The 22,475-nt window shown below is 45.9% G+C and carries 18 protein-coding genes; 9 read left to right on the top strand and 9 right to left on the bottom strand.

The genetic code is table 11. From position 1 onward, the window contains the following. Positions 1 to 6: 6 nt before the first annotated feature. Entirely contained in the window at positions 7 to 2,175 is a 2,169-nt protein-coding gene (locus tag EXN75_RS09410; RefSeq protein WP_134843608.1) for a DNA topoisomerase 3, read from the bottom strand. Positions 2,176 to 2,373: 198 nt separating this feature from the next. Next, the gene (gene carB / locus EXN75_RS09405) at positions 2,374 to 5,604 is read right to left on the bottom strand and encodes a carbamoyl-phosphate synthase (glutamine-hydrolyzing) large subunit (protein ID WP_134843607.1); all 3,231 of its coding nucleotides are present in this window, start codon (positions 5,602 to 5,604) and stop codon (positions 2,374 to 2,376) included. Positions 5,605 to 5,907: 303 nt separating this feature from the next. On the opposite strand from carB, the gene EXN75_RS09400 reads away from it, so the two are divergent. Genes EXN75_RS09400 through EXN75_RS09390 form a run of 3 tightly spaced genes read left to right on the top strand, consistent with a single transcriptional unit; the run spans position 5,908 to position 8,638 of the window. Next, positions 5,908 to 6,645: a (Fe-S)-binding protein gene (locus EXN75_RS09400; RefSeq protein ID WP_134843606.1), complete on the top strand. Its 738-nt coding sequence runs from the start codon at positions 5,908 to 5,910 to the stop codon at positions 6,643 to 6,645. After that, the gene (locus EXN75_RS09395) at positions 6,642 to 8,015 is read left to right on the top strand and encodes a lactate utilization protein B (protein WP_134843605.1); all 1,374 of its coding nucleotides are present in this window, start codon (positions 6,642 to 6,644) and stop codon (positions 8,013 to 8,015) included. The genes EXN75_RS09400 and EXN75_RS09395 overlap by 4 nt, the downstream gene beginning before the upstream one ends. After that, positions 8,012 to 8,638: a LutC/YkgG family protein gene (locus tag EXN75_RS09390; RefSeq protein WP_022110733.1), complete on the top strand. Its 627-nt coding sequence runs from the start codon at positions 8,012 to 8,014 to the stop codon at positions 8,636 to 8,638. Before EXN75_RS09395 ends, EXN75_RS09390 begins: the two co-directional genes overlap by 4 nt. Positions 8,639 to 8,809: 171 nt before the next feature. Here the strand turns inward: EXN75_RS09390 and EXN75_RS09385 are convergent, their stop codons facing one another. The 7 genes from EXN75_RS09385 to EXN75_RS09355 all read right to left on the bottom strand — a co-directional run bounded on the left by EXN75_RS09385 (position 8,810) and on the right by EXN75_RS09355 (position 16,045). Beyond that, complete coding sequence (locus EXN75_RS09385) at positions 8,810 to 9,763, bottom strand: GNAT family N-acetyltransferase (RefSeq protein WP_134843604.1); 954 nt, start codon at positions 9,761 to 9,763, stop codon at positions 8,810 to 8,812. A 36-nt stretch (positions 9,764 to 9,799) separates the two neighbouring features. Next, a complete protein-coding gene (locus EXN75_RS09380; protein ID WP_134843603.1) occupies positions 9,800 to 10,216 on the bottom strand; it encodes a sugar 3,4-ketoisomerase in 417 nt (138 codons plus the stop codon). 46 nt (positions 10,217 to 10,262) lie between these two features. Next, complete coding sequence (locus EXN75_RS09375) at positions 10,263 to 11,138, bottom strand: hypothetical protein (RefSeq protein WP_134843602.1); 876 nt, start codon at positions 11,136 to 11,138, stop codon at positions 10,263 to 10,265. A gap of 4 nt (positions 11,139 to 11,142) precedes the next feature. Further along, entirely contained in the window at positions 11,143 to 12,633 is a 1,491-nt protein-coding gene (locus tag EXN75_RS09370; RefSeq protein WP_167639486.1) for an MBOAT family O-acyltransferase, read from the bottom strand. A gap of 89 nt (positions 12,634 to 12,722) precedes the next feature. Beyond that, a complete protein-coding gene (gene purT, locus EXN75_RS09365) occupies positions 12,723 to 13,904 on the bottom strand; it encodes a formate-dependent phosphoribosylglycinamide formyltransferase (protein WP_134843600.1) in 1,182 nt (393 codons plus the stop codon). Between the two features lie 98 nt (positions 13,905 to 14,002). After that, positions 14,003 to 14,620 (bottom strand): cytidylate kinase-like family protein, encoded by a 618-nt coding sequence (locus tag EXN75_RS09360; protein ID WP_022110739.1) that lies wholly within the window; start codon positions 14,618 to 14,620, stop codon positions 14,003 to 14,005. Between the two features lie 39 nt (positions 14,621 to 14,659). Next, complete coding sequence (locus EXN75_RS09355) at positions 14,660 to 16,045, bottom strand: MATE family efflux transporter (RefSeq protein ID WP_134843599.1); 1,386 nt, start codon at positions 16,043 to 16,045, stop codon at positions 14,660 to 14,662. 313 nt (positions 16,046 to 16,358) lie between these two features. Between EXN75_RS09355 and EXN75_RS09350 the strand changes: the two genes are divergently transcribed. From EXN75_RS09350 to EXN75_RS18230, 6 genes are all read left to right on the top strand, one after another. Then, positions 16,359 to 17,783, top strand: a complete 1,425-nt coding sequence (locus tag EXN75_RS09350; RefSeq protein ID WP_134843598.1) for a S8 family serine peptidase — start codon at positions 16,359 to 16,361, stop codon at positions 17,781 to 17,783. A gap of 48 nt (positions 17,784 to 17,831) precedes the next feature. Continuing rightward, positions 17,832 to 19,136 (top strand): exodeoxyribonuclease VII large subunit, encoded by a 1,305-nt coding sequence (xseA, locus tag EXN75_RS09345; protein WP_134843597.1) that lies wholly within the window; start codon positions 17,832 to 17,834, stop codon positions 19,134 to 19,136. Positions 19,137 to 19,169: 33 nt separating this feature from the next. Next, positions 19,170 to 19,367, top strand: a complete 198-nt coding sequence (xseB, locus tag EXN75_RS09340) for an exodeoxyribonuclease VII small subunit (RefSeq protein ID WP_118117758.1) — start codon at positions 19,170 to 19,172, stop codon at positions 19,365 to 19,367. A gap of 211 nt (positions 19,368 to 19,578) precedes the next feature. Next, the gene (locus tag EXN75_RS09335) at positions 19,579 to 20,595 is read left to right on the top strand and encodes a branched-chain amino acid aminotransferase (RefSeq protein ID WP_134843596.1); all 1,017 of its coding nucleotides are present in this window, start codon (positions 19,579 to 19,581) and stop codon (positions 20,593 to 20,595) included. Positions 20,596 to 20,759: 164 nt separating this feature from the next. Further along, positions 20,760 to 21,737 (top strand): hypothetical protein, encoded by a 978-nt coding sequence (locus tag EXN75_RS09330; protein ID WP_118117754.1) that lies wholly within the window; start codon positions 20,760 to 20,762, stop codon positions 21,735 to 21,737. 54 nt (positions 21,738 to 21,791) lie between these two features. Next, the gene (locus tag EXN75_RS18230) at positions 21,792 to 22,472 is read left to right on the top strand and encodes a carboxypeptidase-like regulatory domain-containing protein (protein ID WP_246031346.1); all 681 of its coding nucleotides are present in this window, start codon (positions 21,792 to 21,794) and stop codon (positions 22,470 to 22,472) included. Positions 22,473 to 22,475 lie beyond the last annotated feature (3 nt).

The following is a 22,475-nucleotide window of genomic DNA, read 5'->3' as shown; positions in this document are numbered from 1 at the left end:
CAGTTGTTATTGCTGACTGAATGGTAATCTGAACTGACAACCGCCTTTCCAGTTGCTGCAACCATATGCCGTTTTTCCTTTGATAATGGTTCCTTGCCCACAGATAGGGCAAGTTTTTCCGATGATACTGTCATCTGCAGGAAGATTTTGAGATTTTGCCTCTGCCTTTTCTGCCGTATCACCATTTTTAGGCGTTTTTTCTGCCGTATTACCCTGTTTGGGTGATTTCTTTGGAGCGTTTTTCTTTCTTGGCTCTTTTTTCTTGAGGTCCTCTTCCGTTGTAATCGTCACATGGCGAGCACTGTTGTCAGACAATACGTCATTGACGATTTGGTTGATTTGTTCTTTCAGACCATTGATAAAGTCGGCTGGGTCATAGGTCTTATGCTCGATGTCTCGGAGCTTTTTCTCCCAAATACCAGTCAACTCACAACTTTTCAACAGTTCCTCGTGGATGGTGTCGATGAGTTCGATTCCGGTAGGAGTAGCCATCAAGTTTTTTCGTTGGCGCTTGATATAGTGGCGCTTGAAGAGCGTCTCTATAATGCCGGCGCGTGAGGAAGGGCGTCCGATTCCGTTCTCCTTTAATGCCGCACGCAGTTCTTCGTCCTCGACGAATTTTCCTGCGGTCTCCATTGCTCGGAGCAAGGTTGCTTCAGTATAATACTTAGGTGGAGTGGTCCATTTCTCTGTGAGAGTTGGTGTATGTTCACCCGATTCGCCTTTTACGAAAGAAGGGAGCGTTCTTTCTTCTACCACTTCCTTCTTGGCGTTATTTCCACCATCGTTTCCGTTGGCATTATCAGTTGTATCATCGTCATCGGCATTTTTCGCATCCTTCGCATAAACAACTCGCCATCCTGGTTCCAGAATTTCCTTGCCGCTTACCTTGAATTCGATTTTCTCTGGTTTAGGCCCATCTTCATTGATGACTTCGCCCAATACGGTGGTCGTAGAGAATTTACAATCCGGATAGAACACACTGATAAAACGTTTGGCGATAAGGTCATAGACATTTGCCTCCATATCGGTGAGTCCTGTAGGCGGAACACCTGTTGGGATGATGGCATGGTGGTCGGTCACCTTACTATTATCAAATACCTTCTTGCTTTTTGGCAACTTTTTGCCGGTAGCGGCGAGCTGCTGGACAAGCGGGAGGTACTTTTGCTGGCTCATGATCTTGGCCTGGCTTACTCCGTTGAGTATTTGTGGGCATTTCGGATAGATGTCATCTGTCAGAAACTGTGTATCTACACGAGGATAAGTCGTGTATTTCTTCTCGTATAGACTCTGAATGAGTTTCAGCGTAATATCAGCAGAGTAAGCAAATTTCTTGTTGCAATCCACTTGAAGTGAGGTGAGGTCGTAGAGGTGAGGTGGAGCTTCATTTCCCTTTTTCTTGCTCACGTCTGTAACGGTGAAAGGTTTTCCTGCGATGGTGCTGAATGCTTTTTCACCTTCCTCCTTGCTGGTAAACTTGCCGCTGGTAGCCGTAAACTGAGTATCGCGATAGATGGTGGCGAGTACCCAGTAAGGTTCGGAAACGAAATTGTCGATTTCCTTCTGTCGGTTTACGATGAGGGCAAGGGTAGGGGTCTGTACTCGACCGATGCTGAGCACCTGTCGATTCTGACCATATTTCAAAGTATAAAGTCGGGTGGCATTCATGCCGAGAATCCAGTCTCCAATGGCACGTGAAAGGCCTGCGAGGTAGAGCGACTGATATTCGGTCTGGTCTTTCAGTTCCTGGAAGCCCTGCTTGATGGCTTCATCAGTCATGGATGAAATCCACAATCTTTTGACCGGGCATTTTGCTTGTGCCTTTTGCATCACCCATCTTTGGATGAGTTCACCTTCCTGTCCGGCGTCACCACAGTTGATGATACTGTCAGCGGCTTGCATGAGTCTTTCGATTGTATTGAATTGCTTGCGGATTCCTTCGTCGTTAATCAGTTTTATTCCAAAACGCTGGGGAATCATAGGCAATGCGGACAGGCTCCAGCGTTTCCACATTGGAGTATAATCATCCGGTTCTTTCAGCTCACAAAGGTGGCCGAAAGTCCAGGTTACTTGGTAACCATTACCTTCCATATAACCGTCGCGCGCAGTTGTTGCTCCAATAATCCGGGCAATATCTTTAGCTACGCTTGGTTTCTCTGCAATACAAACTATCATTCTTTATTATTTCCTTTTCTGTTTGCAAAGGTACAATAAAATAATGAGAAAGCCATCATTTCGGCTTTTTTTCTCATGGCAGAGAATAAAAAAGCCCTGTAAGGCTTGGGCACAATCTGGAACTTGTGCCTTGCCTTACAGGGCGTATTTTATAAATATCTGCGTAATCTGCGTGAGAAAAATTAATCCCGCGTGCGATTACTCGTATTCCTGCCAGCTCTTAATCTGCAACTGATCCTGGCTCAATGTGCAGAATGCCTCGATGAAGGCTGAAGCTAAGCGGGCATTGGTGAACAGAGGAATGTTGTGGTCGATAGCGCCACGACGGATTCTGTAACCATTGGTGAGCTCACGCTTGGTGTGATTCTTAGGAATGTTGACGATGAGGTCGAACTTGTGGTCGGCAATCATCTGCATCACGTTAGGAAGATCCTTGTGGTCCTCATCAGGCCATCCTACGGCTGTAGCCTTCACGTTGTTCTCGTTCAGGAACTTTGCTGTACCTGCTGTAGCGTAGATGGTGTAACCATTCTTCACCAAAGCCTGAGCTGCGTCGAGCAGAGATGCCTTCTCCTTGGCACCACCGCTTGAAAGCATGATGCCCTTATCCTTAGAAGGAATCTTGTAGCCGGTGGCAATCAATGAGTTGAGCAATGCCTCCTCGAAAGTATCACCCATACAACCTACCTCACCGGTAGAACTCATATCCACACCCAAAACAGGGTCTGCGTTCTGCAAACGGGCGAATGAGAACTGTGAAGCCTTCACACCCATGCGGTCGATATCGAAAGCAGACTTGTCTGGCTTCTGGTATGGAGCGTCGAGCATGATGCGGGTAGCAGTTTCGATGAAGTTGCGCTTCAATACCTTGCTCACGAATGGGAATGAACGGGATGCACGGAGGTTACACTCGATCACCTTCACGTCACGACCCTTAGCCAGGTACTGGATATTGAAAGGACCCGAGATGTTGAGCTCCTTGGCAATGGCACGTGAAATCTTCTTGATCTGACGGGCTGTAGCGAAGGAAATCTGCTGAGCAGGGAAGGTCATGGTAGCGTCACCGGAGTGAACACCCGCATACTCTACGTGCTCTGAAATACCATACTCTACAATCTCACCGTTCTGAGCCACACCGTCGAACTCAATCTCATTGGTCTCTGTCATAAACTGAGAGATAACCACTGGGTACTCCTTGGAAACCTCAGAAGCTGCCTCCAGGAAGCGACGCAACTCATCATCATTGTGGCAAACATTCATGGCTGCACCAGAAAGGACGTAAGATGGACGAACGAGCACCGGATAGCCTACCTCGTCGATGAACTTCTGAACATCCTCCATAGAGGTGAGGGCGCTCCACTTTGGCTGGTCGATGCCAAGTTTGTCGAGCATGGCAGAGAACTTACCGCGGTTCTCGGCACGGTCGATGTTGACAGGAGATGTACCTAAGATTGGCACAGACTGGCGATGGAGCTTCATAGCCAGGTTGTTTGGAATCTGACCACCTACGGAAACAATCACACCACGTGGTGACTCCAGGTCGATGACATCGAGTACACGCTCGAATGAAAGCTCATCGAAGTAGAGACGGTCGCACATATCGTAGTCGGTAGATACGGTCTCTGGGTTGTAGTTGATCATGATTGACTTGTATCCCAACTTGCGGGCTGTATTGATGGCGTTTACTGAACACCAGTCGAACTCTACAGAAGAACCGATGCGGTAAGCACCCGAACCGAGAACGATGACAGACTTCTCGTTCTTGTAGTAGTTGACGTCGTAACCCTCTACGGCGTAAGTCATGTAGAGATAGTTGGTGAGGTCAGGATGCTCGCTTGCCACAGTAGGGATGCGCTTTACGGCAGGAAGGATGTTCAGCTTCTTACGCAGAGCACGAACTGCGAGAACCTCCTTCTCCATATTGGTGTTCTGAGTCTTCAATACGAAGCGGCCAATCTGGAAGTCAGAGAAGCCCAATACCTTAGCCTCGCGCAAAACCTCAGCAGGAATCTCCTCCAAAGTATTATATTCAGAAAGCTTATGCTTGTAATCAACGATATTCTTCATGCGCTCGATGAACCAAGGGTCAATCTTGGTTAACTCCTCGATGCGCTCGATGGTGTAGCCTTCCTCCAAAGCCTGAGCGATGGCGAAGATACGGAGGTCGGTAGGGTTGGAAAGCTCCTCATCCAGGTTATCGAACTTGGTGTGGTCGTTGCCTACGAAACCGTGCATTCCCTGACCAATCATACGGAGACCCTTCTGGAGCATTTCCTCGAATGAGCGGCCGATAGACATGATTTCGCCTACAGACTTCATGGAAGAACCGATCTTGCGGCTTACACCGGCAAACTTGGTAAGGTCCCAACGAGGAATCTTACAGATCATATAGTCGAGTGATGGAGCCACGTAAGCTGAGTTAGAAGTACCCATCTCGCCAATCTGGTCGAGTGTATAACCGAGCGCAATCTTAGCAGCAACGAAAGCCAAAGGATAACCTGTAGCCTTAGAAGCAAGAGCAGAAGAACGGCTCAAACGAGCGTTGATCTCGATGATACGGTAGTCGTTGGTCTCAGCATTGAAAGCATACTGGATGTTGCACTCACCTACGATGTTGAGGTGGCGAACGCACTTCACAGCGATGTCCTGCAACATCTTCACCTGTTCGTCGGTAAGAGAACAGGTAGGAGCTACCACGATAGACTCACCAGTGTGAATACCTAATGGGTCGAAGTTTTCCATCGATGCAACGGTGAAGCAACGGTCGTTCGCATCACGGATGCACTCAAACTCAATCTCCTTCCATCCCTTCAAGCTCTCCTCAACGAGGACCTGAGGCGCAAAAGTGAAGGCAGATTCAGCGATTTCCTTGAATTCCTCTTCAGTCTTGCAGACACCAGAACCGAGACCACCCAAAGCATAGGCAGAACGGATCATGATAGGGTAGCCGATATTGCGGGCAGCAGTCACAGCTTCTTCCATGTTCTCGCAAGCATGGCTTACAGGAACCTTGAGGTCAACCTTGTTGAGCTCCTTCACGAAGAGATCACGGTCTTCAGTATTCATGATAGCCTCTACAGAGGTACCTAACACATCTACACCGTACTCCTTGAGCACACCGCTGAGGTAAAGTTCAGTACCCACGTTCAAACCTGTCTGTCCACCCCAAGCGAGCATGATGCCATCTGGGCGCTCCTTCTTGATGATTTCAGTCACAAAAAAAGGTGTCACCGGCAAGAAATAAACCTTGTCAGCAATACCTTCACTGGTCTGAATTGTAGCAACGTTTGGATTGATGAGGACTGAACTAATACCTTCCTCACGCAAAGCCTTGAGAGCTTGCGAACCGGAATAGTCAAATTCACCTGCCTGGCCGATCTTCAAAGCACCGGAACCAAGAACGAGGACTTTCTTAAGCTGTTTCTTCATATTTAATAACTATAAGTATATTCTAACTATAAGTAATAAATTCTATAAGTATCATCTGAAATGTCTTATGCTTAGTTTTGCAATTTGGGTACAAAAGGCAAATACACTATTTTAGGTTGCAAAGTTACGACATTTATTTGAATTTACCAAATTTTTCTTGTGCCAGTTCTTCGTTAAATAATATCAATTATTACTTTTTATTTTTTTATAATGTCTGATTTTTCGGATAATTTTGTTACTTTTGCGCTCGCTATGCAAAATTGTAGCTTAAGAAATTAACATAGAACAAGATTTAATATAATAATGAGAGTCGGTTTATTTGTCCCTTGTTATGTAGATGCCTTATACCCTGAAGCTGGTGTGGCTACATACAAGTTGCTCAAACACTACGGTGTGGATGTGGACTATCCAGAGAAACAGACTTGTTGCGGTCAACCGATGGCGAATGCTGGTTTCCAAAACAAGTCAGAGAAGGTCATTGAGGCTTTTGATGATCTTTTTAGAGACTACGATTATATTGTAGCTCCTTCTGCCTCGTGTGCAGCTTATGTAAAAGTGTATTATCCTAAGATTCTGGAGGGTAAGCATGAGTGTGTATCTTCCGGTAAGATAATGGATATAGTGGAATTCCTGCATGATGTGCTGAAAGTAGATCATGTGCCGGGCAAGTTCCCTCATGCCGTGAGTGTTCACAACAGTTGCCATGGCGTCAGGGAATTGGGGTTGTCATCACCTTCAGAGAGAAACGTCCAGCCGTTCAATAAGATTATTGATTTATTGAATATGGTGGATGGAATTACCATTCATGAACCAGAACGTAAGGATGAATGCTGTGGATTCGGTGGTATGTTTTCTATCGAAGAGCCCGCTGTTTCTACCCGTATGGGTGAGGACAAGATCAGACGCCACATGGCAACGGGAGCAGAATATGTTACCGGTCCGGATTCTTCCTGTCTGATGCACATGGCAGGCATTGCCAAGAAGGAGAAAATGCCTATTCAATTCATTCATGTTGTACAAATTTTAGCTGCAGGACTATGAGTACAGAACATTCCAAGAGAGCCGCTAAGTTTACGGCAGATGTAGAAAAGACCACCTGGCATGATGCTACCTTCTGGTCTGTAAGACAAAAGAGAGATAAGATGGCGCATGAACTTCCGGAATGGGAAGATCTTCGCGAACTGGCTTCTGAAATTAAGATGCATACGATTACCCATCTGGCAGATTATCTTGATGTTTTTTCCAAGAATCTGGAGAGTCGTGGTGTCAAGGTACATTGGGCAAAGGATGCGCAGGAATTTAATGAGATTGTGCTCGGCATTCTGAATGATCATCATGTGAAGAAAATGGTGAAATCAAAGTCTATGCTTACCGAAGAGTGTGAGATGAATCCTTACCTGGAAAAGCATGGTATTGATGTGGTGGAAACTGACTTGGGTGAGCGTATTATCCAACTCTTGGGTCAGAAACCGAGCCATATCGTGATGCCTGCCATCCATCTCAAGCGTGAAGAAGTGGGCAAGATGTTTGAGGAGAAAGGTATCTCTAAGGAAATAGGAAATTATGACCCAACTTATCTCACCCGCTGTGCCCGCCATCATCTTCGCGACCAGTTTATGGAGGCTGGAGCAGGAATGACTGGATGTAATTTTGGAGTGGCTGAAACGGGTGATTGCGTGGTTTGTACCAATGAAGGTAATGCTGATATGACGACTTCCATGCCTAAGCTTCATATTGTGGCGATGGGTATTGAAAAGTTGGTTCCTGATTACAAGTCTTTGGCGGTATTCCAGCGTCTGCTTTGCCGTTGCGGTACAGGTCAGCCTACTACTGCTTTTACTTCTCATTTCCGTCAGGCTCGTCCGGGTGCAGAAATGCATGTGGTTCTGGTGGATAATGGCAGGAGTGATATTCTGGCAGATAAAGACCATTGGCAGACTTTGAAGTGTATGCGTTGCGGCGCCTGCATGAATACTTGTCCTGTCTATCGTCGTTCCGGTGGATACAGTTATACTTATTTCATTCCTGGTCCTGTGGGTGTGAATTTGGGTATGCTGAAGAATCCTCAGAAATATGCGGATAATGTTTCTGCCTGCACCTTGTGTCTGTCGTGTGATAATGTCTGTCCTTCCAAGGTGGGTCCGGGTTCCCAGATTTATGTCTGGCGTCAGAGCCTTGACAGATTGGGCAAGGCTAATCCTATCAAGAAGGCGATGTCCAGCGGTATGGAATATCTCTTCGACCGTCCTTCACTTTATACCACAGCCTTGAAATTTGCGCCACTTGCCAATCTGATTCCAGAGTGTTGCACACATTTCAGTAATTGGAATGCTTGGGGTATTGGCCATGCCATGCCTGAGTTTGCGAAGAAGTCGTTTCATCAATTATGGAAGGAGGGGAAAGTAAAATGAAAAAAGAAGATTTCCTGAATAAGTTGCGTAAGAATACGCATGTTCAATTCGATAAGCCTTCTGTAGAAATCAAAGGCATTCAGTATGAGGATACTTTGCAGCAGTTTGTTGCCATGAGCCAGTCTGTGGGTGCTCATGTGATGAGAGCCAGCAAGGATGACGATATGCTCAACGAGATTGTGAGAATGGCTTATCCTCAGGCGAAGGTGTTTGCCAGCAATCTGCCAGATATTCAGTTGGAAAAATTGCAGGCTTTTACTCCTGATGGGGGAACGGATGAAGTCGTTTTGCGCAATCCGGATACTGTGGCTGAGGCCAACGAACTGAATGGTACGGATGTCTGCGTAGTCCGTGGACAGTTGGGCGTAGCTGAAAATGGTTGTGTCTGGATTCCTCAGACCATGAAGGAGAAGGCTGAACTTTTCATTTCGGAATACTTGGTTATTATCCTTGATGAGAAGTCTGTGGTAAACAATATGCATGAGGCTTATGCCCGCATCGAGATGGATCCGAAATATAATTTCGGTATATTTATTAGTGGACCGAGCAAGACTGCTGATATTGAACAGGCTCTTGTTATGGGAGCGCAGGCTGCCAGAGGTGTGACAATCGTGCTTTGCTAAAATGTCATAGGTATATAAAAAACAACTGTTAACTGTTAACTGTTGACTTTTTGCAGTTCATTTAGCAGAATCTATATATAAAGAAAATCCCGGAAACTCAGTCAAGATGTTTCCGGGATTTTCTTATATTGTTCTTTCTAAAGTTTCTATTTTCAAGTATTTGAAGAATTTCTACAGTTCCCATTCGTAAGTATCATAAACGACGCCTCTTCCTCCAAATCCTTCTTTCTGGTGGATGAGATTCTCATTGAGATAAGTACCTTGTTGCTCGGTTGATTTTCCAAAATCAAAATAGGTCGTATTCCATTGCTTTTGGTTGATCAACTCATCAAAGAGCAGGTCGAGTGCTCCCTCTTCTTTCCCTTGAGGTGATGCTGCGATGTATTGGGTATGCGTCACTTGCGGGGTGATGTAGATGAGGCTTCCTGCGAGAACGTTGTGGTTTTCTGCATCCTTTACCACATAGCCCTTGATGTTTTCTGGGAATCGTGTCATCAGAAGTTTCAATTCCTCATAGGTGTGAACCGGAGCAGTATGATATTTGTGCTGGAGATTAGTATTGAGAATGTTCCAGAACTCCCAGATATCATTCATGTTTGCTTCATGGATAGACAAGTTGCAGCGGTTGGCCTTATGAATTCCTCTTCTTCTTTGTTCGGAAAAACGCAGTTTATGCATCAGGGGAATGGTGGTGGAGATTTCTCTTGCCAACAACCGGGCCTTACATGTTTGCATGATGGCATAGAGATCTTCCTCCGATGGAATGTTGTGGTAAATCCAAGGTATTGCTTTGTATATGACTTTCTGAAATCCTTTTTCTTTCAGATAGATATTGATAGCATCAAATACCTGACAGGTGATGGCAGCCGTCATTTTGTTGCAGGTCAGCAGTCCGCCGTATGTGAGTCCCTGATGTGAAACAAGGGTTTTATCTACAACTTCATTTGCTGGCAGCAAAGCACAGAGTTTTCCGTTATAGAAAATCATCAGGGAATGGTCATGAAATCTGTCCTGATGATAATCCATATAGTTTCTGTCAAAAAGAAACGTGCCTTGCCTGGATTTTGCCACGAAGTCATTCCAGTCTTGTTTCTCTTGGGGTGTATATCTTTTGATTTCTATCATATTATCTTCTGATTTCTATCATTTTGGCTGAAGTTTTTATTTCCCGGCTTCTCTTTCTTGGATGTAATCGATGAAGTCTTCATATTCATAGAGATAGTCTTCCGGCTCATACAGTCTGGAGGCTAAGACCAGACAGACGGCACCTGATGAGAAATCATCAATGGTTCGCCATATTTCCGTATCGAGCAGAAGTCCCTGCTCAGGGCGGTTCAGGAAGTAGTCCTTTTTCTCATGTCCATCGTCCAGATGAACGGTAAAGGAACCGCTGGCGGCTATGATGATCTGCTTCAGCTTTTTGTGAGCATGTCCTCCGCGGCTTTCTCCTCCCGGCACGTCGTATATCCAGTAGAGGCGTTTGGGCACGAACGGCAGACCCGCATCCTTGTCGGTGCAGGAACAGTAACCTTCTTCCTCCTTTTTATTTAATTGTATGATTCTTCCTAATTCTTTCATGACTTAATATACTCGCATTTATAGAAAGAACGCATAATCGGCGAGTTTATTGTTTGCCGTTGATTCTTTGTAACTCTTCTGCTATCATTTTAGAATAAATATCAGCTCCTGTTTCATTGAGATGATTGGCATTGTGAAACCATTCTCTGTGCTTTGTGAAGCGTTTGTCGCAGAAATGATTCAGCAAAGGAATCTTCTGGGCTTTGCAGATCTTTTTCAGAGGTATGAACACCGAGTCGCTCTGGTATGAGAGTTGGGGAGAGGCGGCAAATATCAGTTGGATCTGCTGTTGCTGGCAGGTCGTGATGAGTTTCTGCAGGTATTCATATTTCAGTTTGTCATGCTTGTCTTGCGGCAGGTTTTCCGGTATGATGTCCTGGCAACCCTCGTAGGGCACAAATCCCTTTTTGTCTGTAAGGTCTTCTGCTCTTGTATCTGCAAGAAGTTTCAGCAGGCGCGAGTTGAAAGGATAGAACGGAAATAGCATTTTGAAGCGTTCCGTTGCATCCACGTCATGGAAGATAGAGCTGATATGATTGCGCCAATAGTAAGGACGCAGATTGCCGAGATACGTCGTGTTGTCATCTTCCAGCAGGTCGTAGTCTGGTTCCACGTCGTAGATAATGGATTTCACCTTGTTCCTTTCTTCTACCAGTTGCAGCCTGCCATAATTGAAAATGATTCCCATGCGGTCTTCCCCTATATTATAATAAGGTGTAAGATAATGGGGATTATAATGGTGAAGGGCGCGCGATGAACCCATGATCAGATGATCTGCTTTCAACTGGTCATGGATGTATTTCAGTCTTCCACTTTCCCCTTTGGCATGTGATTCCAGAAAGTAAAAGCCTGTGCTGAGGGCTACATAGATGAGTGCCATCAACAGGATGAATACCGATATTTTACCAAAAAACTTTCTCATGACTTTAAAATCTGGCATAAATGAATTGACCTGCATCGAAAACTCCGAAGAGTAGGATGCTTGTAAAGATGAATAGATAGGTGGCCCATCTCACCCATGTCTTTGAATGATAGAACGGATTGCAGGAAGGACGGATTTCGTCTATCAGATCCTTGATGAATACGATGGCGATAAAGACATAGATAAACTTCTCGCAGATTCCGAAATGCATGTCCTGACTGGTAAATATCTTTTCTATCACGATCCATGCATCTTCTATCGTATTCATGCGGAAGAAAATCCACAGGAATGTGATGAGGAAAAACGTAAGGACGATTCTTGCCAGCCGGATGCTTCTGTTTTTCATGGAGAAATATCTCGGCTTGAGGGCGGAGGACTCTATGTCGGTGGAAGAGAGTTTGGATTCTTTCTTTTTTTGTAAACCGAGCATTTTTTCGATGACCTGGAACAGTCCGTGCAGTAGTCCCCATACGATAAAGGTCCAGTTGGCTCCATGCCAGATTCCGCTTACTGCGAATGTAATGAGGATATTGGCATAGTTCCGTTTTTTCGAGCAACGGCTTCCTCCCAGTGGGATGTAGATGTAGTCTCTGAGCCAATGTGCCAAGGTAATGTGCCATCTGTGCCAGAAGTCTGTGATTCCGATGGAGAAGTAGGGATTGTGGAAATTCTGTTTGAGATTGTAGCCCAATGTGGCTGCTGCGCCTATGGCCATGAGCGAATAGCCGGCGAAGTCTGTATAGAGTTGGATGGAATAGAGAATGGCTGCCATCAGGAGTGATGAACCGCTTTCCTGGAGAAAACCATCAAAAACCGGGTCGATATAGAGCTGCAATCTGTCAGCAATCACTACCTTGAGAAACATTCCCCAAAGTATCATTTTCAATCCTTTTTCTGCCAGTGGACGGTTGAAACCCTGTACCGTGTTCAACTGGGGCATCAGTTGGTCGTATCTGTTGATCGGACCGGCTATCATGGAAGGGAAGAAAGCCATGTAAGTGAGATAGTTCGACAGATTTTGCTCGGCTGGATATTTCTTGCGGTAAACATCGAATACATAGCTCAGAGCCTGGAAGGTGAAGAAGGAAATGCCTAATGGGGCAATGATGGAGAAATGGTTTTCATCCGAGATGAAGCCGAAAATATCCGTGAAGGAACTAAGATTTTCCGAGATGAAGTGCCCGTATTTGAAAACGACAAGCGGAAGAATGGTTGCAATGACTCCTGCACAGATTGTTCCTTTCCCGCAGATAGCTTCTTTCCCGCAGTTCTTCTTGTCCGGGTCTTTTCTCAGGTTTTTCTCTAAATCTTTTTCCTGGTCTTTCTCCAGATACTTGTTCTGATTCCTTTCCAGATATTTGGCAAAGAAGTAGGAGATGAGGCTCACGGCGATAAGAGTGAGGGTCATCCATTTGTTGTAATAGATGTAAATGCCGTATGAGACTATCAGAAAAAAATATTTGCGATAGGGAACAGTAAGATTGTTCCCTACCATAAAAATGATAGGGAACAACCAAATGAATAAAAATGAATTATATACCATCTAATGTTTGTAGGGTTAGATGTGTCTTATTCTTTTAAGAATTATTTCTTCATATAAGGATCGGTGCCTAAAACGGTCTTTGCCAGGCGCTTTGCCTTGTCGCGAAGCTGATTGAGGTCAGCATCCTTTTCTCCGTAGCAGAGAACGACGCCCATACGGCGGCCTACGTGAGCCTCTGGTTTTCCGAAAATGCGGATACGGGTATGATCTTCCTTCAGCGCATCCATGAAATTGTAGTTGAGCGGCTCGGTGCTTTCTTCCGGTGAGAGAATAACGGCAGAGCATCCGGCGTGCTCCAGGTGAATGCCTGCTATTGGCAAGCCCATCACAGCACGGAAATGGAGCTCAAACTCGCTCAGGTTGGTGGTGTGACCGAGAGTTACCATACCTGTATCGTGTGGACGTGGACTCAACTCAGAGAAAATCACTTCGCCCTGCTTGCTCAGGAAGAATTCTACGCCCCAGAGACCAGCACCGGTCAAAGCCTTGGTCACTTCGGCTGCAATATGCTGTGCTTTCTTCAATGCTTCCTCTGGCAACTGGAAGGGTTGCCAGCTCTCGCGGTAGTCGCCACCTTTCTGGATGTGTCCGATAGGAGGGCAGAAGAGGGTAGGACCATCCTTCTGGGTTACGGTGAGGAGTGTGAACTCAGAGTCGAAATCAATGAATTCCTCGATGATGACTTCCTTCACATCGCCACGACCTTCCTCCATAGCTTCCTTGTAAGCCTCCACGAGTTCGTCGTCATTGTGTACATAGCTCTGTCCATGACCGCTGGAACTCATCAATGGCTTCACTACACATGGGAAACCGATTTCGTCGGCTGCATTCTTGAATTCCTCAAATGTCTTAGCGTAGAAATACTTGGCTGTGCGCAGACCCAGTTCCTTGGCAGCCAGATCGCGGATGGCACGGCGGTTCATGGTGTAGTTCACGGCACGGGAAGAAGGTACAATCTGAATGCCCTCTTTCTCGAAGTCGAAGAGACGCTCTGTACGGATAGCTTCAATCTCAGGCACGATGATGTCTGGGTGATGTTTCTCAACCACTGCGGTCAATGCGTCGCCATCGAGCATTGAGAACACTTCTCGCTCGTCAGCAACCTGCATGGCAGGAGCATTGTCATACTTGTCGCAAGCGATGACATACTGTCCAGCACGCTTTGCGGCGATGGTAAATTCTTTGCCCAGTTCGCCTGAGCCCAAAAGCATAATCTTCTTCATTATATTGTGAGTTAAATTTCTTATGAATTGAATTTCTTATGAGTTTTCTTCTGAGTCTGAATTCTTATTCAGTTGAATTTCTTTCTGAGTCAGATTTCTTATAATTTGAACTTTTTTCTGATAAACTCTTCGATGAATTTCTCAGTCTCTTCCAGTCCCAGCAGGCTGCTGTTGATGCAGAGATCGTAACTCTCGCTGTGTCCCCATTTCTTGCCGGTATAGTAGCCATAGTAGGAAGCACGTTCTTCCTCATGGTTGGTGATGAATTTGCGGGCAGCGGCACGGTCGATGTTCTTGCGCTTGCAAACGGCCTTGATGCGGTCGTCGATATTGGCGGTGATGAAAATGTTGATCACGTTCTTATAGTCGCGCAGCACATAGTCGGCTGTTCTTCCTACAAATACGCAGTTGCCCTCATCGGCAGCCTTTCTGATGGCATCGCTCTGAAATTTATACAGACCTTCCTGTGAGAAATCATTGTGATAGAAGTTGCTGTCGCTCAGGAAAGGAAGATGGGTATGGAAGAGTGCTTTGAAAAATCCCTTCTGCTCATCGTTCTGCTCGAAGAATTTCTCTGAGAATCCACTCTCCTTGGCTGCCAGATTGAGAAGTTCACGGTCGTAGCACTTGCAACCGAAGGCTTCTGCCAGCTTCTCTGCGATAATATGGCCACCGCTTCCTATTTGGCGACCTACGTTTATGATGATTTTAGTCATAATTCTCTATTTTATAGTTGATGAATGTATGATGATGCTTTATCCTTCCGTCATTTCCTTCTGTAGCAGATTTTCTCTGTGCATTCTTTTCAGTTTCTTCATATACCATGACATGACGATGGCGGCAATCACGGCGGCAGAGAAATCAGAGATTGGCATACTGTACCAGACGCCTTCTATATCCCAGAACAATGGCAGCAGTCCCAAGAGTGGCAGGAGAATGAGCAACTGTCTTGACAGAGAGAGGAAGATGCTGATCTTCACTTTGCCGATGCACTGGAAGAAGTTGGTGATGACCATCTGGAAACCGATGATCGGGAAGCAGCACATCACGATGCGGATGGCCTTGATGCCTAATTCTATCAGCGCCTTGTCGGTAGTAAACATTCTGGCGCAGTAGTATGGCAGGAACATGGCTATCAGCCAACCGGTTACCATAATGCACGTAGCAGCGATGATGCTGAGGTTTAAAACCCTCATCAGTCGGTCTATTTTCTGAGCTCCGTAGTTGTAGCCGGCGATAGGCTGCATTCCCTGGTTGATGCCGAACACGAACATGACGAATACCATGGCAATACCATTGGCAATGCCGTAGGCACCCACAGAGAGATCGCCTCCGAAACGCACCAGCTGGTTGTTGATGAAGATGACGACGATGCAGGCGCAGACATTCATCAGGAAAGGCGAAATGCCGATGGCGAGGATGTTCTCTACCAGTTTCTTTCTCAGTCTGTAAATACCTTTCTTGAGGTGGAGCAGTTCGTTCTTATTGCTGAAGAGTTTGAACTGCCACATCATCGCCATCAGCTGCGAGAGGATGGTGGCGATGGCGGCTCCCTGTATTCCCCATTTGAACACGATGATGAAAAGTGCATCCAGTATCACGTTCATGATCACCGTGAAGATGGTGGCGTACATGGCCTGCCGCGGCTTGCTGGCTGCCCTGAGCAGCGCATTCATGCCGAAATACATGTGGCTCACCACATTGCCCAGCAGGATGATGACCATATAGTCACGTGCATAGACGAGTGTCTGGTCGCTGGCTCCGAAGAATCTCAGGATAGGGTCGAGGAAGAGCAGACAGATAATGCTCAGTCCGATACCGATGATGAGATTCAGAGAAATTGTGTTACCCAGAATGTTTTGGGCTGTAGTATAATCCTTTTGTCCCAACTTCACGCTGATGGCTGTTGAAGCTCCTACGCCCACGCCGGTTCCGAAAGCGGCTGTGAGGTTCATGAACGGGAAGGTGATGGCCAGACCGGAAATCGCCATTGCTCCCACACCCTGTCCGATGAATACACGGTCCACGATGTTGTAAAGCGAAGCGGCGGTCATGGCAATCATGGCAGGCAAGGCATATTGTACCAATAATTTGCCCACCGGTTTGGTGCCCAATTCTAATGTTGCTTGTTTATTTTCCATTGATGTTTGAATACTTTGACTGCAAAAGTACAAAAAATATTCCATACCTTATTATATATATAGGGAAAAACTTACCAATCTTTCAAAAACTTTACTTTTCTTTTGGCATTCTCATTTGAAAACATTACTTTTGCAATTCGTAATCAACAATATTTCTATCGGATGAAATGCTGGCAACAACGATTGGATGATCTGAAATCATCGACTGTAATGTTGGCTTTCATCGACTGCGACACAATGGCCGTAGAACAAAGACTGAACAACAATAGAAACAACATAAACAACAATAGAACAATAAGAAAACCTGATAAAGATGAAAAGGTATTTGATGCTTTATGCATTTCTGATAATGGCTCTTTCTTTGATGGCTCACGAAGATAGGGCTTTTCGTATCACAGAGACGGATATGGTTTCCTTCCCTGGCGGCAAATGTATGATGTATCGTCTGTATCTTCGTGATAAGGACCTGCAGCATACTCCCTTCTCGGTGAGCCGTCCGGAGCAGTTTCTTTCTGCCCGTTCGATAGAGCGCCGTAAGCGTCAGGGACTTTCGGTAGATGTCACAGATCTGCCTATCGCTCCTGCTTACCTCGATTCTGTGAGCAGGACGGGGATTGAAATCGTGGGGCAGAGCAAATGGAACAATACCTTGCTGGTGAAGATTCACAAGGAGAAAGAACTCAACAAGCTCAATTCCCTTTCTTTTATCACCAGGAAGTTGAAAGTATTTTCCTCGCCCGATTCCATCACCGAGCGCAAGCGTTCCAGTTTCCGCAAGGAACTCAATAGCTGGGAGTCTGGGCCTACCCATTATGGGGCTGCTGCCGAGCAACTGAAGTCTTTAGGCGGTCTGCGTATTCATGAGCGGGGATTCTATGGCAACGGAATGATGATAGCCGTTTTAGATGGCGGTTTTATGAATGCGGACAGGATTCCTGCTCTGCATGGGGTGAAACTGGCTGGGTTGAAGGATTTCGTAGTTCCTAAGTCCAATAATATCTTTGAAGAGATGGAACATGGCACGATGGTGCTCTCCACGATGGCTGCCAATGCTCCCAATCTCTATGTGGGCGTGGCTCCTGAGGCGCAATACGTGCTGGTACGCTGCGAGGATGAGCGTACAGAAAGTCTTGCCGAGGAAGACTACTGGGCTTCTGCTGCCGAGTATGCCGACAGTTTGGGAGTTGATGTCATCAATTCCTCTTTGGGTTACCACGACTTTGATGATGTGAAGACGAATCATCTATACTGGGAACAGGATGGCGAGACGGCACTGATTTCCCATACGGCCTCGATGTGTGCTGATAAGGGAATCATCTGCGTGAATTCTGCCGGCAATGATGGTATGGGTGTGTGGAAGAAAATCAATTTTCCTGCCGACGCCAAGGATATCCTTACTGTGGGCAGCATCAACGAGCAGGGCAAGAATGCTGCTTTCAGTGCCGTGGGACCTACTGCCGACGGGCGCATTAAACCGGATGTGATGGCGTTTGGAAGTCCTGCTTCCGTGATTACGGGCAGAGGGGCCATCATCAATGATAACGGCACCTCGTTTTCCTCGCCTCTGATAGCAGGAATGACGGCTTGTCTCTGGCAGGCGCTTCCGCATAAGACGGCCAAGCAGATCATCAAACTGGTGAAGATGGCTGGCAATAACCAGCAGCATCCTGATAATATCTATGGATATGGGGTGCCTGATTTCTGGAAGGCTTACCAGATCGGAAAGGCGATTAAGTAAGTGAAGAGTGAAGTACGAAGAGTGAAGAATTCTATAGCGAAGTATTGTATGGTGAAACATTTATCACTTTTTGAGTTGAATTCGATAGTCCGTGAGATTATCTCGATGTCATTGCCCGACAGTTATTGGGTAGAAGCTGAACTTTCTGAGGCCCGTGAGGCTTACGGAGGGCACTGCTATATGGAACTCATCGAGAAGGATGAACGGTCTAATACGCCTATAGCTAAAGCTCATGCTTCCTGCTGGCGAAACAGATGGATGCTGATCAAGCCACATTTCGAACGGGTGACCGGACAGAGAATTCATGCCGGAATGAAGGTGCTGCTCAAGGTACATGCGCAGTTTCATGAAAACTACGGCTTCTCATGGATTGTGGATGATATTGACCCTAACTATACCTTGGGCGATATGGCGAGAAAGCGGCAGGAGATTATCCAAACCTTGAAGGAAGAAGGAGTCTTTGAACTGCAGAAAGAGCTGAGGCTCCCGATGTTCTGTCAGCGCATCGCCGTTATTTCCAGTGCTTCGGCTGCCGGATATGGAGACTTCTGCAACCAGTTGGCTGATAATGGATATGGATTGCAGTTCGTCACATCCCTCTTTCCTGCCACGATGCAGGGCGAGGGAGTAGAGCAGAGCGTCATTGCTGCCCTCAATCAGATCAATGCTGAGTGGGAACAGTGGGACTGCGTGGTCATCATCCGAGGTGGAGGTGCAACCAGCGATCTGTCGGGTTTCGATACCTTAGCCTTGGCAGAGAATGTGGCCAATTTCCCATTGCCTATCATCACGGGTATCGGACATGAACGGGATGAAAGCGTGCTCGATATGATTTCCTTCCGCCGTGTGAAGACCCCTACGGCAGCAGCGGCTTTCCTCATCGACCATCTCACGGAAGTGTATGTTCGCGTGATGGATGCTCAGGAAACCATCGTGCAGAATGTGAAGCACAGACTGCAGGTGGAGCGCATGAGGCTCGAAAGATTGAGCAGCGGAATTCCTGTGCAGTTCTCATTGGTAAAGACAAAACAGGGTGCAAGGCTCGACCGACTGATGGCTCGCCTTTCCTCTCATGTACAGGAAAAACTGTCGCGGGCGCAGCGCCATCTCGAAATCCTTTCGCAGAATGTGCAGCCGATAGCCGAAAGAAAACTGCTCAATGAAAGTCACAGACTGCAGATGCTCGCCCAGCGCATGAAGGCGCAAGACCCGGAATTGCTGCTCAAGCGCGGCTATAGTATTACCTTGAAAGACGGGAAAAGCGTGCGCTCGGCAGGGCAGTTGAAGGAAGGAGACATCATAGAAACGAGATTTGCGGATGGAGCAGTCAAGTCGGAAGTATCGAAAAACTAACTAGAATAAAAGCATAATAATCAGATAAAGCGTATGGCAAAAGAAGAAATCAAATACGAGCAGGCTGTTAGAGAGCTTGAAGAAATCGTAGAGAAAATGGAAAATGATGAACTGGATATTGACCAGCTCTCAGAGCAGTTGAAGCGTGCCAAACTGCTGGTAAAGCTTTGCAGGGACAAACTCACCAAGGCCGACGAAGAAATCAAGAAACTGCTGAACGAAGAATCATAAGAAGAATCTTCAAAAGTGAAAGAAAAATGGAAGAAGGAATAAATGCGTTGCGTAAGAACATACATAAATCTATGTAAATATGCACTTTGCGTAAGAAAAAACGAATAATAATAACGTTTTTGCTAAATATTAGACGAAAAAGTTGCAGATTAACGGAATATTTTGTAATTTTGCGGCTAAATATTAGTAGAACATTTAAAAATAAGATGTTATGAAAGACTTGGATTGGTCTAATTTGTCATTCGGCTATCGCCAGACTGACTACAATGTTCGCTGTTACTATCGCGACGGCAAATGGGGCGAAATAGAAGTTTGCTCTGATGAGTATTTGAAATTGCACATGGCTGCAACTTGCTTGCACTATGGTCAGGAAGCTTTCGAGGGTTTGAAGGCTTACCGTTGCCCTGATGGCAAGGTGCGTGTGTTCCGCATGGACGAGAACGCTGCCCGCTTGCAGAGCACATGCCGTGGTATTCTTATGCCAGAGGTGCCTACAGAAATGTTTGAGGAAATGGTCAAGAAGGTGGTTCGCCTCAACCAGGAGTGGATTCCTACCTACGAGAGTGGTGCTACGCTCTATATCCGTCCTTTGCTCATCGGTACAAGTCCTCAGGTGGGTGTGCATCCTTCTAAGGAGTATTGCTTCCTGATTTTTGTAACCCCAGTAGGTCCATACTTCAAGGGTGGATTCTCTACCAACCCATACGTCATCATCCGTGATTTCGACCGCTCTGCTCCTCTCGGAACAGGTATCTATAAGGTGGGTGGCAACTATGCTGCTTCTCTCAGAGCCAATTCTATCGCTCACGAGAAGGGTTATGCTTGCGAGTTCTATCTCGACGCCAAGGAGAAGAAATACATGGACGAGTGTGGAGCAGCCAACTTCTTCGGTATTAAGAACAATACATACGTAACTCCTAAGAGTACCTCAATCCTCCCATCTATCACCAACAAGAGTTTGATGCAGTTGGCTGAAGACTTGGGTCTGAAGGTAGAGCGCCGACAGATTCCAGAGGATGAGTTGGATACATTCGAGGAGGCTGGAGCTTGCGGTACTGCTGCAGTGATCAGTCCTATCAGCTACATCGACGACTTGGATACAGGCAAGCGCTACAACTTCGGTGAGAAGCCAGGTCCTATCTCTAAGCATCTGTATGATACCCTCCGTGGAATCCAGTATGGTACCATCGAGGATAAGCATGGTTGGACAACTGTGGTTATCGAATAATGAAAAAGAATTTTGTTATAGGCAAAATATTAAAAAATGAATGAGAGCGCACTCTTCGGGCTGTGATGCTTGAAGGGGACGCTTTTTTTGATTTATGTACGATGACTTACGATATTATATCTAAAGTCTAATTTATTAATTAACCCCTTAACATAAGAATCTGTATGAGAAAAAAAGTCATCCTAACAATGGGATTGATGTGTCTTTCCTTAGTTTCTTTTGCACAAGGCAAGCGTACCGTTTTGAGTGCCAATATTGATGGCTATCAAAGAGATATGGTGTATTTCGACTGTGTGCAAAGTCCATTTATCAGACAAGAGTTCCATACCAACCCAGGTGAGGAGCATGTGTATTCATTCAACAGCGACCAGATGGTATCGATGATTATCAATGGACGAACTACCGTCTTGTTGATGCCAGGAGATAGTTTGCATGTGGATGTGCAATATCTTGGAAAGCAAGTGAAGAATCTTTCTTTCTCAGGAAGCGAGAGTGCAGTTGCTGCCAACCAACTTTATGCCGCCTTCAATGATTTCAAGAAGAGCATCCGTTATAAGTCACAACTTTTGGCTTGTATTGTTGTGGATGTGAAACCTGTGGATAGAATCAAGGACTCCGAGAAGTTGTTAGTCAAAGCCAAGCAACTAGTAGCGGAATCCAAGGCAAAGGTAGCCGATGAGGTAGCCAATTACGTAATGGCTGAGGCAGAAGGACAAGCCTTTTCTTCTTTCATCGAGTATCCTCCAATGTATGAGGAAACTCGTAAACTTCCTATTGCTCAGCAGGGTGTTGGCGATTATTGGAACATATTGAAGGACGTTACTTTACGTGATGATGCCGCCTCTTTAAACTGTCCTGACTATTGCTCTTTCTTGCTTTTGAATATGGCTTACGAGAAATCAAAGGCAGCTCAAAAGAAAGGAGAGAAATATGAGCGTCCTAATGAGTTGGAAGCTATGTTCAATGAGTTGGCTTCCTATTATGATGGAGCACGAAGAGATGCTGTACTATATTCGGTGTTGACCAATTATATTCAAGGTGGCAAGAACATAGAGCGTGTAGAACCTCTGCTAAAAGCCTACAAGGAAAAGTATTGCACAGACAAACATCATGCAGACATCCTTGACGCCTTGATGCAATAATAGAAATAATAAATATAAACAACATAAGAGAGAGTTCAATTAAACGAAAAGTTCATGAAGCAAAGAGAATTCTTATTGAAATCTACTTGTCTCGCAAGCCTTTTGGTAGGAGCGCCTGTTCAGATGTTCCCTCCACTTTCAGCCAATGCGCAAAAAGTACGTCCTTCTGATGATGGATGGAAAGAGGAAAAGGTGACATTGCGAGTAAGTAATGAGACATTGGGAAGTGTGCTGAAGAAAGTAGCCAAGTCGGTCAATGCCGATTTGATCTTCCAGGGTGTGACACTTGTGGGTATCAATGATCTCACCACCTTGAATGTCAAGGACAAACCACTTGACAAGGTGCTGGGCGAATTGATTGGTAACCAAAATGTTCGCATCGACTACCAAGGTGGACACCGTGCCATCGTCATATCTTCTTACGAACGACAAGAAGACGATGCGCAGAGTTTTATTATTGGTGGTGTTATCATTGGAGGTGACGACCATCAACCATTGGTGGGTGCTACCGTATCAGTCACCAATGGAACCAAGCAGAAGGGCGCTTCTGGATGTATTACCGATGAGGATGGTAAGTTCAGTTTGCGCATCAACCGTAAGTCATCCATCAGTATTTCTTATATCGGTTACGAGACCAAGTCTATCCAGATTCTTCGTCCAAATCGTGATATGAAGATTGTGTTGACAGCCAATGCTAACAATGTGGATGAGGTGGTTGTTACAGGTATCAGCTGACGC

The sequence above is a fragment of the Segatella hominis genome (assembly GCF_004535825.1).
GTDB classification, from domain to species: domain Bacteria; phylum Bacteroidota; class Bacteroidia; order Bacteroidales; family Bacteroidaceae; genus Prevotella; species Prevotella hominis.
Note: the sequence above shows the minus strand (reverse complement) of the source record. Positions and strands in the feature narration are given on the sequence as shown.